The sequence below is a fragment of the Noviherbaspirillum malthae genome (assembly GCF_015352985.1).
Taxonomy (GTDB): domain Bacteria; phylum Pseudomonadota; class Gammaproteobacteria; order Burkholderiales; family Burkholderiaceae_D; genus Noviherbaspirillum; species Noviherbaspirillum malthae.
Genome location: NZ_JACYXF010000001.1, coordinates 249,841 through 262,751 on the forward strand (window position 1 = coordinate 249,841; position 12,911 = coordinate 262,751).

Consider the following 12,911-nt stretch of genomic DNA (forward strand, 5'->3'; position numbering starts at 1 on the left):
AGAGAAAAATGGCCAAGAGAACAGCGGTGTATCGATTCGTGTACGGCTGATCCGCGCCGCTGTCCGGGTTTCTTGACTAAGTCCTTGAATCCGCAAGGGTTTTTCCTTTGGCACATATGTTGCTGAAATGCTTTCCAACGGCGCGGCCGGTTTCCGTCACGGCCGCCAACACTGATTGGGGAAAGCATTGTGAAAATCATCGTACTCGGCAGCGGCGTGATCGGCACCGCCACGGCGCATTACCTGGCGAATGCCGGACATGAAGTGACCGTCATCGACCGCCAGCCGGCGGCCGCGCTGGAAACCAGCTATGCCAATGCGGGAGAAGTTTCTCCCGGTTATTCCGCGCCCTGGGCGGCACCCGGCATTCCGGTCAAGGCCCTGAAGTGGCTGCTGATGCGCCACAGCCCGCTGGTGATCCGCCCTTCGCTGGACCGCGACATGTGGCGCTGGGTTTTCCAGATGCTGCTCAACTGTACCGCCGCCCGCTACGAAACCAACAAGGGCCGCATGGTGCGCCTGGCCGAGTACAGCCGCGACTGCCTGATCGACCTGCGCGCCGCAACCGGCATCCGCTATGACGAGCGCACCCAGGGCACCCTGCAGCTGTTCCGCACCCAGAAGCAGCTCGACGCATCGGCACAGGACATCGCCGTGCTGCAGCGCTATGGCGTCCCCTACGAAGTGCTCGACCCGCGCGGCTGCATCGGGGTGGAGCCGGCGCTGGCCCATGTGCAGGGGAAATTCGTCGGCGCGCTGCGCCTGCCGAATGATGAAACCGGCGACTGCTTCAAGTTCACCCAGCGCCTTGCGGAACTTGCCGAAGCGGCGGGCGTGAACTTCCGCTATGGCGTGTCGATCGAGCGGCTGATTGCGGAAGGCGGGCGGATCACCGGCGTCAGGACCGCGCAGGGCGACCTGAAGGCCGACAGCTATGTGGTGGCGCTCGGCAGCTATTCTCCGCTGCTGCTGCGCGATATCGGCATCCGCATTCCCGTCTATCCGATCAAGGGCTATTCAATCACGGTACCGATTCATGACGCCGCCCATGCGCCCGAATCCACGATCATGGATGAAACCTACAAGGTCGCGATCACCCGCCTCGGCGACCGCATCCGGGTCGGCGGCACGGCCGAGATCGCCGGCTATGACCTCAGCCTTCACAATTCGCGGCGCGAAACTCTTGAACATTCGGTAGTGGACCTGTTCCCGCTCGGCGGCGACGTGGCGCGTGCCGAGTTCTGGTCCGGCCTGCGGCCGATGACGCCCGACGGCACGCCGGTGGTAGGTCCGACGCCTTACCGCAACCTGTTCCTCAATACCGGCCACGGCACGCTGGGCTGGACCATGGCCTGCGGATCGGGGCGCCTGGTGGCGGATCTCGTTTCGGGCAGACGGCCGGAAATCGATACCGAAGGCCTCTTCCTCAACCGCTACGGCAGCGCCGGCGCGTCCATCTCCTCACCGCAAGAGGCGCATGCATGAACGCCCGCGCCATGGAACCCGTCCTGCAGGAATTCATCCTTGGTGATTTGTTGTTGCACACACGTTTTTCCATGGCGATCGAACTGCTCGCCCGCCTTGTGCTGGCCAGTCCGCGAGCATTGACGGCGGGGCAGCTGGCCGAAGCCTGCGGGCAATCCCCGCGTACCGTGCGGACTCTGCTCGCCTCCCTGCGCGAATCCGGCCTGGTCATCGTCGACGGCAAGTGCAAGGATGCCTGGAGCTGTCCCTGCGCACCTGAATCATTCACGCTGGCCGACGTCTTTCTTTCCGTGTCGGCGGCAAAGACCGAGCCGCCATCGGCAAGAAAGCGCAGTGACGCGGACGGCGCAGCCCATGCCGGCGTCGAGCTGCTGCTGATGCAGGCCACCATGGCCGTCAACCAGCTCGTCCTGCAGCATCTGCAGTCGTTCGACCTGTCGCGCCTGAAAGCGATGTCGCATGCCTCCGGCTGGCATGCCGGCCTGTCGGCGTCGCGCGGCTACCAGACCGAGCCGATATAGAGAATCCGCCGGACTTGCCCTATGATGGCAGTCACATTGCAGGTGCCGTAAAAGGCACCGCCTGCGCAACCTCATACCGGAACCCATGCGGATAGATGTCCAGTTTGCCGACCGCGTCGGCATCGCCCACGAGATCCTCGCCGTGCTCGCCCGCCGCAACATGAACGTGGTGGCGGTAGAGGTCGATTCCTCCGATGTCTTCATCGATATTCCGCAGCTGACTTCCGAACTGCTTCCCTCGCTGCGCCAGGACTTTCTCGGCATTGCCGGCGTACTCAATGTCGTTGTCGTCGACGTGCTGCCCGGCGCGCGGCGGCGCCTGCATCTCGATACGCTCATGACCGTGATGGCCGATCCGGTGATGGCGGTCGATGCGGCGGGGCGGGTCGTCGCCGCCAATGCCGCCGCGGCTTCGGTCACGCATCTGCAGGAGACTGAACTGGAAGGAAAGGCGCTGGAGGAGCTGTTCGGCGAGGCGGCGCTGCAGGAAGAACTCCTGGCCGGCAATTTCCTGGCGCCTGCGCGCGAAGTCCGGCTGCACGGCGAGCCCTTCCTGCTGGAAGTGACGCCGGTATCCGAGGCGCTCGACTCCGCGCTCGGCCAGACCATCGGCGGCGTCATCACCCTGCATGCGCCGCGCCGCCTCGGCGGGCGGCTGCATGCGCTGCAGCACGGCGGCGGCGGCTTCGATGTCCTCATCGGCGATGCGGAGCCGATACGGGCGCTCAAGGCCCGCGCCGCACGGGTGGCGACCGTCGATGCGCCCCTGCTGATCGTCGGCGAGACAGGCACGGGCAAGGAGCTCGTTGCCCAGGCTTGCCATGCCGCCAGCCAGCGCGCCAATGCGCCGTTCCTGGCATTGAACTGCGCGGCGCTGCCCGAGAGCCTGGCGGAGAGCGAACTGTTCGGCTACATGTCCGGCGCCTTCACCGGCGCCCAGCGCGGCGGCAAGCCCGGACTGATCGAAATGGCCGATGGCGGCACCGTCTTCCTCGACGAGATCGGCGAGATGTCGCTTTATCTGCAGGCCAAGCTGCTGCGCTTCCTGAACGACGGCAAATTCCGCCGCATCGGCAGCGACCGCGAGATCAGGGTCAACGTGCGCATCATCAGCGCCACCCACCGCAACCTGCGCAAGATGGTGGCCGAAGGCGCATTTCGCGAAGACCTGTATTACCGGCTCAATGTGCTGCAGCTCGAAGTGCCGCCGCTGCGCGAACGGCCGGATGACATCCTGCCGCTGGCCCGCCATTTCATCGAGCGCGCTTCCGCCCAGGCGCAGAAGCCTGTTTGCAGGCTGGGTGCGCAGGCCTGCGCCGCCCTGGTCTCCTACCACTGGCCCGGCAACGTGCGGCAATTGCAGAATGTAATGTTTCGCGCCATTACGATGACCGACAAGCGCGTGCTCGACGAAACCGATCTGGATCTCGCGGAAGGGGGAGTGCGCCCGGCGGCCGGCACGGAGCGGGGATGGGCAATGCAGGCGGCGCAGGCATCGGAAGACTGGGACAACTCGGTGGCGAATTTCGAGCGGAGCCTGCTGGAAAAGCTCTATCCGCAGTATCCGTCGAGCCGCAAGCTGGCGGTGCGGCTGAAGACTTCGCATTCGATGATCGCCAACAAGCTGCGCAAATATGGCATCCCGAAGGCATCGGGAAACTAGAAGTCGGCACGCCGGAAGCGGAGCCGATAGGCGATCAGCGCGGCGTGCCGTCTTCGTCGAAATCCTTCGGGGGATTCACCGCCGGAATCGAATATTTTTCCTCGGCCCAGGCGCCGAGGTCAATCTGCTTGCAGCGCTCCGAGCAGAACGGGCGATACTTGTTCGCTTCGGTCCATTCGACCTTTTTGCCGCAGGTCGGGCAATCCACTACGGTCGGCATCGCATACCTCAAAAATTGCAAAGAGTGAGTTCAAAAGGAATGTCGCTTTCGAACGGCTTGGGTTTCATGTCGCCGTCCTGCAGCGTAAATCGCACCCACAGCATGTACTTGTTGGCCGACATCTCCGGAATCGCACCCAGCGATTCATCGATGGTCAGGCGCAGCATCTGGTAGATCTTGCCTTGCAACATCTGCTGGAAGCTGCCGGCCTGCGCGATCATGGTCGTCGTCTTGCCGGACTCGCGCAGCAGGCGCAGCACCAGGCCGATCGCGTCGAACAGCGGCGCCAGCGGCGCAAACCAGCTGGAGATGTCGTCGTAGCGCTGCTGCGGGCTGCGATGCTGCCAGGCGTAATAGGACGGCAAATCGAACTCGCAGGCGCCGCCCGGAATGATGGTGCGCCCGCGGATGCTCATCAGCCATTCGTTGTCGCGGACGTTCTGCCCGGTCTTGCCCTGGGTGGAGATCAGCGCGGCGCTGCTGCGGTCGATGTCGGCAAGCACTGCATCAAGGCGCTCGGACAGCACGTTGGGATTGGCCTTGAAGCCGAGCAGCGTCTGCTTCTGGCGTTCCAGTTCCTGCAGCAGATCGGACTTGAGGTCCGCGCGGCCGGCGACTTCCAGCATCTCGAATATCGTCGACAGTGCGACATGGTGATGCTGCGGATGTTCCTGATGCAGGAAAAAAACGAATTTCTCGTACAGGTCTTCCAGCCGCAACAGTGTGCGAATACGCTCGTTGAAAGGGTATTCGTAGGTGATCAAAATGGCTTCCCTTTGGGCAAGAGGTGGGCTGGAAATAATTACGTGATTCTGAACGAAGCCATGAAAAAATACAAATAGACCGGACGCCGAAAAGAGTAACGAAACATGACCCGTGCGGTCATCCGCGCTGCCGGCGCGCTTATTCCCTTGCCAGCCTGCTATACAAGAGATGAAGCTTGTCGACCTGCGGTTCAAGCGCAGCGGTGTCGCGGTCGTTGTCGATGACATCATCGGCTGCAGCTAGGCGCTGCGCGCGCGTTGCCTGTGCCGCCATGATGGCGCGAACCTGCGGTTCGGGCAAGCCGCTGCGGCTGATGACTCGCCGCACCTGGGTTTCCTCGGAGCAGTCGACCACCAGCACGCGGGAGACGCGCGCCTTCCAGCCGGACGATTCCACCAGCAGGGGAACGACGAAGATCAGGTAGGCGGCTTGCGCCGCATGGGCCGTGTCCGCTGCGCGTTCGGTCTCGATGCGGATCAGCGGATGGAGAATTGCCTCCAGCCTCGACTTGGCCTGGGGATCGGAGAACACGAATTGCCGCATGCGGCTGCGGTCCAGCGCACCTTCGGCGGTCAGGAAGGCGGCGCCGAACTGGGCATGGATCTCGGGGATGGCCCCGCCGCCGGGAGCGGTCAGCTGATGGGCGATGAGGTCGGTGTCGATCAATGCCGCGCCGCGCTCGGCGAACATGTTCGCCACGGTCGTCTTGCCGCTGCCGATGCCGCCGGTCAGGCCGATCGAGAATCTGCGTTTGCCTAGTTCCATGCCCGCGATTCTACATGCCATTAAACCGCGAAGCCGAGATAGGCTTGCGTCAGCTGCTTGCCGTAGAGCAGCGCAATCATGCCGGCGACGGCGAGATAGGGACCGAAGGGAATGGGATTGTTGCGGCCGTGCTTGGCAAATGCAATCAGCGCGATGCCGACCGCCGCGCCGACCAGCGAAGACAGCAGGATGATAACCGGAAGCATTTTCCAGCCGAGCCAGGCGCCGAGTGCGGCCAGCAGCTTGAAATCGCCGTAGCCCATGCCTTCCTTGCCGGTGGCAAGCTTGAACAGCCAGTAGACCGACCACAGCACCAGATAGCCGGCAGCGGCGCCGATCACGGCGTCGGACAGCGGCACGAAGGTACCGTTCAGGTTGACCAGCAAACCGCACCACAGCAGCGGCAGGGTGAGGTCGTCGGGAAGCAGCTGGGTATCGGCATCGATGAAGGTCATCGCGATCAGCAGCCAGGCGAACAGCAGGGTTGCCAGGCCCGCCAGGCCGCTGCCGAAGCGCCAGATGAGGAACGCGGACAGTGCGCCCGTCAGCAGCTCCACGGCCGGATAACGCGCCGAGATCGGCGCCTTGCATTCGGCGCACTTGCCGCGCAGGACGAGGTAGCTCAACACCGGGATGTTCTCCATCGCGGTGATGCGATGGCCGCAATGCGGGCAGGCCGAGCGCGGCACCATCAGGTTGTAGCGGTCGGTGTGCGGCAGCGGCTTTCCGCTTTCATGGGCGACGTAGTTGTCGGACTCCCGCTGCATCATCCTGGGTACGCGGTGGATCACCACGTTGAGGAAGCTGCCGATCAGGAGGCCGAGCACGCCGGCGAATACGGTAGGAATGACGCTGGCCGGCGGTGCAAACAGATACGGATCGAACATCAGACCACGGCTCCCAGCTTGAAGATGGGCAGGTACATCGCAATGACGAGACCGCCGATCAGCACGCCGAGGATCGCCATGATGAGCGGTTCCATCAGGCTCGACAGCGATTCGACGGCTTCATCGACTTCCGCCTCGAAGAAATCGGCCACCTTGCCGAGCATCTGGTCGAGCGCGCCGGACTCTTCGCCGATGGCCACCATCTGCGTCACCATGTTGGGGAAGACGTTCGAATTCTGCATTGCTGCGGTCAGGCTGGTGCCGGTGCTGACTTCGGTCTGGATCTTCTTGGTCGCATCGATATAGATGGTGTTGCCCGAGGCGCCACCGACCGAGTCGAGCGACTCCACCAGGGGCACGCCGGCGGCGAACATGGTGGCCAGCGTGCGAGTCCAGCGGGCGATGGTCGCCTTGCGGATGACTTCTCCGAAAATCGGCGCCTGCAGCAGCACCTTGTCCATCACGCGCTGCACCTGGGGCGAGCGCTTCCACGACTGGAAGAACAGATAGAGGCCGGCAAACAGCCCGCCGAAAATGATGTACCAGTTGGCGACGAAGAAATCCGAAATCGCCATCACGAACAGCGTGGGCGCCGGAAGGTCGGCGCCGAAGCTCTTGAACACATCCTTGAACGCCGGCACCACCCAGATCATGATCACCGAGGTGACGACGAAGGCCACCACCAGAATGGAGACCGGATAGAACAGTGCCGACTTGATCTTGCCCTTGATGGCCTGGGTCTTTTCCTTGTAGACCGCGAGGCGGGTCAGCAGGTCTTCCAGGATGCCGGCCTGCTCGCCGGCGGCGACGAGGTTGCAGAACAGGCTGTCGAAATACAGGGGAAACTTGCGGAACGCCTGGTTCAGGCTGCTGCCGGTTTCGATGTCGGTGCGGATGTCGTGAATCAGCTTGGCGACGGAAGGATTGGCATGGCCCTTGGCCACGATGTCGAAGGATTGCAGCAGCGGCACGCCGGCCTTCATCATCGTTGCCAGCTGGCGGGTGAACAGGGTGATGTCCTTGTCGGTGATCTTCTTGCCGCTGGAAAAAGTCTTCTTCTTGACCTTGGTGACGAGGATGCCCTGGCGGCGCAGCGTCACGTTGACGATGGTTTCGCTGTTGGCGCGCAGCTCGCCCTTGACGATCTTGCCGGACTTGTCCTTGCCTTCCCACAGATAGACCTGTTCCTTGACGCCTGCGGCGCCGGCGCTTCTGCTGGCCGTGATTGCCATCGTTTTCTCCCTGTTGCTATTCGTTGGTGCAGCCGAGCACTTCTTCCAGGCTCGTCAATCCCTGCTTGACCTTGACCAGTCCGGATTCCCGCAGCGTCTTCACGCCGTCGCGCCGCGACTGCTCCTCGATTTCCATGGCCGTGCCGTGGGCGAGAATGATGCGCTCGATGTCCTCGGAGATCGGCATGATCTGGTAGATGCCGACGCGGCCCTTGTAGCCGCTGCCGCTGCAGCGCTCGCAGCCCACCGGCTTGTAGGGCGTCCAGGTGCCGTCCAGCTCGTCTTCCCTGAAGCCCGCTTCCAGCAGCGCCTCGTCGGGTATGACCACCGGCTGTTTGCAGGTGCACAGGCGGCGCGCAAGCCGCTGCGCGGTGATCATGATGACCGACGACGCGATGTTGAACGGCGCCACGCCCATGTTCATCAGGCGCGTCAGCGTCGACGGCGCATCGTTGGTGTGCAGCGTGGAAAACACCATGTGGCCGGTCTGCGCCGCCTTGATGGCGATGTCGGCCGTTTCGAGATCGCGGATCTCGCCCACCATGATGATGTCCGGATCCTGGCGCAGGAAGGCCTTGAGCGCAGCGGCGAAGGTCAGGCCGGCGCGGTCGTTGACATTGACCTGGTTGACGCCGGGCAGATTGATTTCGGCGGGATCTTCCGCCGTCGAAATGTTGATGCCCGGCTTGTTCAGGATGTTCAGGCAGGTGTAGAGCGAGACCGTCTTGCCCGAGCCGGTCGGGCCGGTCACCAGCACCATGCCGTAGGGGCGTTCGATTGCCTTGAGCAGCAATTCCTTCTGGTCCGGATCGTAACCCAGCGCATCGATGCCCAGCTGCGCCTGGCTCGGGTCCAGGATACGCATCACGATCTTTTCGCCGAACAGCGTCGGCAGCGTGCTGACCCGGAAATCGATCGCCTTGTTCTTGGAAACCACCAGCTTCATGCGCCCGTCCTGGGGCACGCGCTTTTCCGAGATGTCCAGCTTGGAAATGACCTTGATGCGCGACGCCAGCTTTTCCTTGATCGCCAGCGGCGGCTGCGCAATCTCGCGCAGGACCCCATCGACCCGGAAGCGGATGCGGTAGAACTTCTCGAACGGCTCGAAGTGCAAGTCCGATGCGCCCATGTTGATCGCATCCATCAGCACCTTCTGCAGGAACCTGACGACCGGGGCATCGTCGATATCTGCATTCAGCGTTTCGCCCGACGGCGGCGCGGCGGCCTCCACTTCACTGAGATCGATGTCGAGGTCGTCGCCGATCAGTTCGTCGAGGTTTTCCTCGGCGGTCTTGCCCAGCTTTTCGATCAGCTGCACCAGAACCGGATGTTCGACGATGATGGGTTCCACCGTCAGTTCGGTCTGGAACTTGATCTGATCCAGGATATGGGTGTTGGTCGGATCGGATATCGCGACCGCCACCTTGTTTCCGCGCTTGGAAAGGGCGATGACGCGCTGTTTCTGCGCCAGCTTGGCGTCGATGATGTTCTGCGGCAGATGATTCAGATTGAAGGCGGTGAAATCCGCCATCGGATAGCCGAAGGTCTCGGAGCAGAATGCAGCGAGCGCGCGGGCATCGATGCTGCCGCTTTGCAGGAGGACATCGATGAAGGGCAGCTTTTCAGCCGCAGCCTGCTTGCCGAGCGTGTCGGCCTGCTGCGAGGTCAGCTTGCCGGCTTGCACAAGCGCGCGCGCAAGGCCGGACATCACCGCATTTGCTGCCTGATTGGGGAGAACCGCCGCCATGGTGATAAGTGAGCCGGGATGAGGTCAGAGTCGTCCAAATTGCATTAGATGATGCCTATAGGCATCTGATTTGTAAAGTAAATGTGACAAACTGATATCAATAGTGCACGCCATCTGTCACATCCTGGGAACGATCCGCTTCCCCTGGACTGCCGCCTTGCGGGAAATGCCGAGCGCGCGGGAAGCGTGCTCAGGGCTTGATCAGCTTGACGACCTTGATCGCCTGGTTCTGGACCTGGATGATTTCAATGATGCAGCCGCTCATCTTGAGGCCGACGCTGGCTTCCGGAATGTCGCGCAGCTCTTCAAGAAGAAGGCCGTTCACCGTTTTCGGCCCGTCGAGAGGGAAATTCAGGCCGAGATGCTTGTTGAGGTCGCGCAGCGTGGTTACGCCTTCGACCAGGCATTCGCCTTTCTCGTCCCAGGCGAAGGCGTCCGCCCGCGTCGTGCCCGGCATCGAGGTGGTGAACTCTCCGATCATTTCCTCAATGATGTCTTCGAGCGTCACCAGGCCCTGCACCTCGCCGTATTCGTCGACGATGAGGCCCAGCCTTTCATGATTCTCCTGGAAGTACTGGAGCTGGGCAAAGACGCCGGTATCTTCGGGAATGAAGTAGGGCGGCGTCAGCAGCTGCCGGAAGTGCTCCGATGTCAGTTCGGCTTCCTGCTCGAGCAGCGCGATGGCCTTGCGCACATGCAGGATGCCGACGATGCGGTTGATTTCGCCTTCGTACACCGGCAGCTTGTTGTGATAGCAGGTGGCAAGCTGATGCCTGATGTCTTCGACCGGCATGGACAGGTTCAGCGCCTCGATCTGGGCGCGCGGCGTCATCACATCCTCGACCGACAGGTCTTCCAGCGCAAACAGGTTCAGCAAAATGCTCTTGTGCTTTTGCGGGATGAAATGGCCGCTTTCCAGCACGATGGAGCGCAGCTCTTCCGTCGACACCGAGCTCTCCGAACTTTTCTCGGGAATGCGCATCAGGCGCAGCAGGAACTTGACGATCAGGTTGGTCAGCCAGACCAGCGGATTCATCACCACCATCAGAAAGCGCAGAATCGGCGCGACGAACATGGCGATGTGTTCCGGATAGGCTGCCCCGATGACCTTCGGCGTGATCTCGGCAAAGATGATGATTGCGAACGACACGGCGGTCGACGCCAGCGCCAGCGCATACTTGCTTTCGCCGAAGTAGTAGATGGCAAATGTCGCCGCCAGTGCCGACGCGGCCGAATTGATCAGGTTATTGCCGAGCAGGATGACGCCGAGCAGGCGCTCCGTCTGTTCGAGAAGGTGCAGAACAAGCTTGGCGCGCCTGCTGCCGGCCGAAGCCAGATGCCGCATGCGAAAGCGGCTCAGCGCCATCATTGCCGTTTCGGATATGGAGAAAAAACCGGAAAGAAATAAGAGGAAGGCGAGACCCAGTAGCTGGGCCCATAAGGGGACTGAGTCCAACGGATCATCCGATGAAAGTGTGCATGAAGACCGCTTGAAAACGAATCCCGGCTGGTGGCTATACGGAAAAACCGTAATCGCCGGGAAGTTTTCTGTGGAAGTTTTGGAACTCCATGCCAATGCAAGATTGGTCGGGGTGAGAGGATTCGAACCTCCGGCCTCTACGTCCCGAACGTAGCGCTCTACCAGGCTAAGCTACACCCCGCTTGCAATTCGCCGAATCGGCCGTGCTAAAACCGGCTAGTGATTTCGGTCGACTGCGAAAGCGCACAATTGTAGCAAAGAATCCTTGAATTGGCTATTTCCGAATGCAGCAATCGCATTCGCGGCACGGTCGGCCGCTTTCTCGGCTTCCCGCTTCGTATAGTCGAGCGCGCCGGACGTGGTGATGGCGGAAAGAATTTCATCGAAATGCTGTTCATCGCCGTTCGTGATGCAGGCGCGCACCAGTTCCCGCTGCTGCGCGGTGCCGTGCTGCATCAGATGGATCAGCGGCAGGGTGGGCTTGCCTTCGCGCAGGTCGTCGCCGATGTTCTTGCCGATGTCGCCGGCATTGCCGGAGTAGTCCAGCACATCGTCGATCAGCTGAAAGGCGGTGCCGAGCGAGCGCCCGTATTCGGCGGCGGCGGCAATGTCCGTCTCGGAGGCGCCGGCAATCAGGGCGCCCAGTTCGGCGGCGGCCTCGAACAGCTTGGCGGTCTTGGAGCGGATGACCTGCAGGTAACGTTCCTCGGTCACATCCGGATCGTGCATGTTGAGCAGTTGGAGCACTTCGCCTTCGGCGATCACATTGGTTGCGTCCGCGAGAATCTGCATCACGCGCATGTTCTGCACCGCCACCATGATCTGGAAAGCCCTTGAGTACACGAAGTCGCCCACCAGGACCGATGCGGCATTCCCGAACATCGCATTCGCGGTTTCGCGGCCCCTGCGCATCGAGGACTCATCCACCACATCGTCATGCAGCAGCGTGGCGGTATGGATGAATTCCACCACGGCCGCGAGGTCATGGTGATGGGTGCCGCGGTAGCCGAATGCATTTGCGGTCAGCAGCACCAGCATGGGGCGGATGCGTTTTCCGCCGGCGCTGATGATGTATTCCGCAATCTGGTTGACCAGCGGAACCGTCGAATGCAGCTGCTGGCGGATAACGGTATTGACGGCCTCCATGTCGGAGGCAATCGGCTGGATGACGCTTTGTTGAAACGATGGCTGGGAGGGAGCAGACAAGATGAAACCTGCGAAATCATGAATTTCCGGAATTATACGATGACAAGCATCGCTGTCCGCGAACTGCTTCCCGGAGTTTTCGAAGCGTCAAGTACCGGCAGTATCGCCAAACGGAAGCTCAAAGCATTTTGACGCTCATCCTAAGTCCATGTATAATCAGGGGTTTTCCCGATTGCGGATATGCAAGTTTTCGCGGCGGGAGAAAAAGTTCTTTTATCCTATCTGATGAGGTTTCACATGTACGCGGTCATAAAAACCGGCGGCAAGCAATATAAGGTTGCAGCTGGCGAAAAACTTAAAGTAGAACAGATACCGGCAGACATTGGTTCCGAAATCACCCTTGATCAAGTGCTCGCAGTGGGCGCTGGTGACACCATCAAATTTGGTGCGCCGCTGGTTGAAGGTGCCAAGGTCCAGGCTACGGTAGTGGCGCACGGTCGCCACGACAAGGTGAAAATTTTCAAGATGCGCCGCCGCAAGCACTACCAGAAGCGCCAGGGCCATCGTCAAAACTACACCGAATTGCAAATCGTCTCGATCAACGCTTAATCGTTGACGAGCTAACCGGATACCAAGGAGTCTGAAATGGCACACAAAAAAGGCGGCGGCACCACGCGCAACGGCCGCGATTCCGAGTCGAAACGACTGGGCGTCAAGGTCTACGGCGGCCAGGCAATCAATGCCGGCGGCATCATCGTTCGTCAGCGCGGCACACGCCTGCACGCTGGTGAAAATGTCGGCATGGGCAAGGATCACACCCTGTTCGCGCTGATCGACGGCAAGGTGAAGTTCACCACCAAGGGCGCTCAGCAGCGTCACACTGTCATCGTCGAGCCGGCATAAGCCTGACAAGACGAAGCAGCAGCAAGGCGAAAGCCTTCCATCAAAAAGGCTCTGCCGGCGGTAGGGCCTTTTTAGTTTTTACAGCAATTTTTGGCGG

Annotated in this window: 13 protein-coding genes and 1 tRNA gene; 5 read left to right on the forward strand and 9 right to left on the reverse strand. The window is 61.3% G+C overall.

All coding sequences use genetic code 11. The annotated features are described in order from the left end of the window. Window positions 1–189 precede the first annotated feature (189 nt). The 3 genes from IGW03_RS01225 to IGW03_RS01235 all read left to right on the forward strand — a co-directional run bounded on the left by IGW03_RS01225 (window position 190) and on the right by IGW03_RS01235 (window position 3,669). A complete protein-coding gene (locus tag IGW03_RS01225; RefSeq protein ID WP_194720681.1) occupies window positions 190–1,485 on the forward strand; it encodes a D-amino acid dehydrogenase in 1,296 nt (431 codons plus the stop codon). Next, window positions 1,482–2,006: an Rrf2 family transcriptional regulator gene (locus IGW03_RS01230; RefSeq protein WP_194720682.1), complete on the forward strand. Its 525-nt coding sequence runs from the start codon at window positions 1,482–1,484 to the stop codon at window positions 2,004–2,006. Before IGW03_RS01225 ends, IGW03_RS01230 begins: the two co-directional genes overlap by 4 nt. Before the next feature lie 85 nt (window positions 2,007–2,091). Then, entirely contained in the window at window positions 2,092–3,669 is a 1,578-nt protein-coding gene (locus IGW03_RS01235; RefSeq protein ID WP_194720683.1) for a sigma 54-interacting transcriptional regulator, read from the forward strand. Window positions 3,670–3,703: 34 nt separating this feature from the next. Here the strand turns inward: IGW03_RS01235 and yacG are convergent, their stop codons facing one another. From yacG to ispB, 9 genes are all read right to left on the reverse strand, one after another. Beyond that, window positions 3,704–3,889, reverse strand: coding sequence for a DNA gyrase inhibitor YacG (gene yacG / locus IGW03_RS01240; protein ID WP_194720684.1), 186 nt, complete (start codon window positions 3,887–3,889; stop codon window positions 3,704–3,706). A gap of 8 nt (window positions 3,890–3,897) precedes the next feature. Then, complete coding sequence (gene zapD, locus IGW03_RS01245; RefSeq protein ID WP_194720685.1) at window positions 3,898–4,653, reverse strand: cell division protein ZapD; 756 nt, start codon at window positions 4,651–4,653, stop codon at window positions 3,898–3,900. A gap of 139 nt (window positions 4,654–4,792) precedes the next feature. After that, the gene (gene coaE, locus IGW03_RS01250) at window positions 4,793–5,419 is read right to left on the reverse strand and encodes a dephospho-CoA kinase (RefSeq protein ID WP_194720686.1); all 627 of its coding nucleotides are present in this window, start codon (window positions 5,417–5,419) and stop codon (window positions 4,793–4,795) included. Between the two features lie 20 nt (window positions 5,420–5,439). Continuing rightward, on the reverse strand, window positions 5,440–6,306 hold the full coding sequence (locus IGW03_RS01255; protein WP_194720687.1) for a prepilin peptidase: 867 nt from the start codon (window positions 6,304–6,306) through the stop codon (window positions 5,440–5,442). Beyond that, the gene (locus IGW03_RS01260) at window positions 6,306–7,538 is read right to left on the reverse strand and encodes a type II secretion system F family protein (protein ID WP_194720688.1); all 1,233 of its coding nucleotides are present in this window, start codon (window positions 7,536–7,538) and stop codon (window positions 6,306–6,308) included. Before IGW03_RS01260 ends, IGW03_RS01255 begins: the two co-directional genes overlap by 1 nt. Window positions 7,539–7,554: 16 nt before the next feature. Continuing rightward, the gene (gene pilB / locus IGW03_RS01265) at window positions 7,555–9,246 is read right to left on the reverse strand and encodes a type IV-A pilus assembly ATPase PilB (RefSeq protein ID WP_228534883.1); all 1,692 of its coding nucleotides are present in this window, start codon (window positions 9,244–9,246) and stop codon (window positions 7,555–7,557) included. Between the two features lie 229 nt (window positions 9,247–9,475). After that, window positions 9,476–10,741, reverse strand: coding sequence for an HlyC/CorC family transporter (locus tag IGW03_RS01270; RefSeq protein WP_194720690.1), 1,266 nt, complete (start codon window positions 10,739–10,741; stop codon window positions 9,476–9,478). A 128-nt stretch (window positions 10,742–10,869) separates the two neighbouring features. Beyond that, window positions 10,870–10,946, reverse strand: a tRNA-Pro gene (locus IGW03_RS01275). Between the two features lie 35 nt (window positions 10,947–10,981). Next, window positions 10,982–11,932, reverse strand: a complete 951-nt coding sequence (gene ispB / locus IGW03_RS01280) for an octaprenyl diphosphate synthase (RefSeq protein WP_194721185.1) — start codon at window positions 11,930–11,932, stop codon at window positions 10,982–10,984. Between the two features lie 276 nt (window positions 11,933–12,208). Between ispB and rplU the strand changes: the two genes are divergently transcribed. Together rplU and rpmA are read left to right on the forward strand one after the other, a co-directional pair. Then, a complete protein-coding gene (rplU, locus tag IGW03_RS01285) occupies window positions 12,209–12,520 on the forward strand; it encodes a 50S ribosomal protein L21 (protein WP_057290114.1) in 312 nt (103 codons plus the stop codon). Between the two features lie 36 nt (window positions 12,521–12,556). Then, window positions 12,557–12,814, forward strand: a complete 258-nt coding sequence (gene rpmA, locus IGW03_RS01290) for a 50S ribosomal protein L27 (RefSeq protein WP_194720691.1) — start codon at window positions 12,557–12,559, stop codon at window positions 12,812–12,814. Window positions 12,815–12,911: the final 97 nt, after the last annotated feature.

Excerpts from the sequence above, each read along its gene's own strand:
- IGW03_RS01230 (WP_194720682.1), top strand. The coding sequence starts at position 1,482 with ATGAACGCCCGCGCCATGGAACCCGTCCTGCAGGAATTCATCCTTGGT.
- IGW03_RS01235 (WP_194720683.1), top strand. The coding sequence starts at position 2,092 with ATGCGGATAGATGTCCAGTTTGCCGACCGCGTCGGCATCGCCCACGAG.
- yacG (WP_194720684.1), bottom strand. The coding sequence starts at position 3,889 with ATGCCGACCGTAGTGGATTGCCCGACCTGCGGCAAAAAGGTCGAATGG.
- coaE (WP_194720686.1), bottom strand. The coding sequence starts at position 5,419 with ATGGAACTAGGCAAACGCAGATTCTCGATCGGCCTGACCGGCGGCATC.
- IGW03_RS01255 (WP_194720687.1), bottom strand. The coding sequence starts at position 6,306 with ATGTTCGATCCGTATCTGTTTGCACCGCCGGCCAGCGTCATTCCTACC.
- IGW03_RS01260 (WP_194720688.1), bottom strand. The coding sequence starts at position 7,538 with ATGGCAATCACGGCCAGCAGAAGCGCCGGCGCCGCAGGCGTCAAGGAA.
- pilB (WP_228534883.1), bottom strand. The coding sequence starts at position 9,246 with ATGTCCGGCCTTGCGCGCGCGCTTGTGCAAGCCGGCAAGCTGACCTCG.
- rplU (WP_057290114.1), top strand. The coding sequence starts at position 12,209 with ATGTACGCGGTCATAAAAACCGGCGGCAAGCAATATAAGGTTGCAGCT.
- rpmA (WP_194720691.1), top strand. The coding sequence starts at position 12,557 with ATGGCACACAAAAAAGGCGGCGGCACCACGCGCAACGGCCGCGATTCC.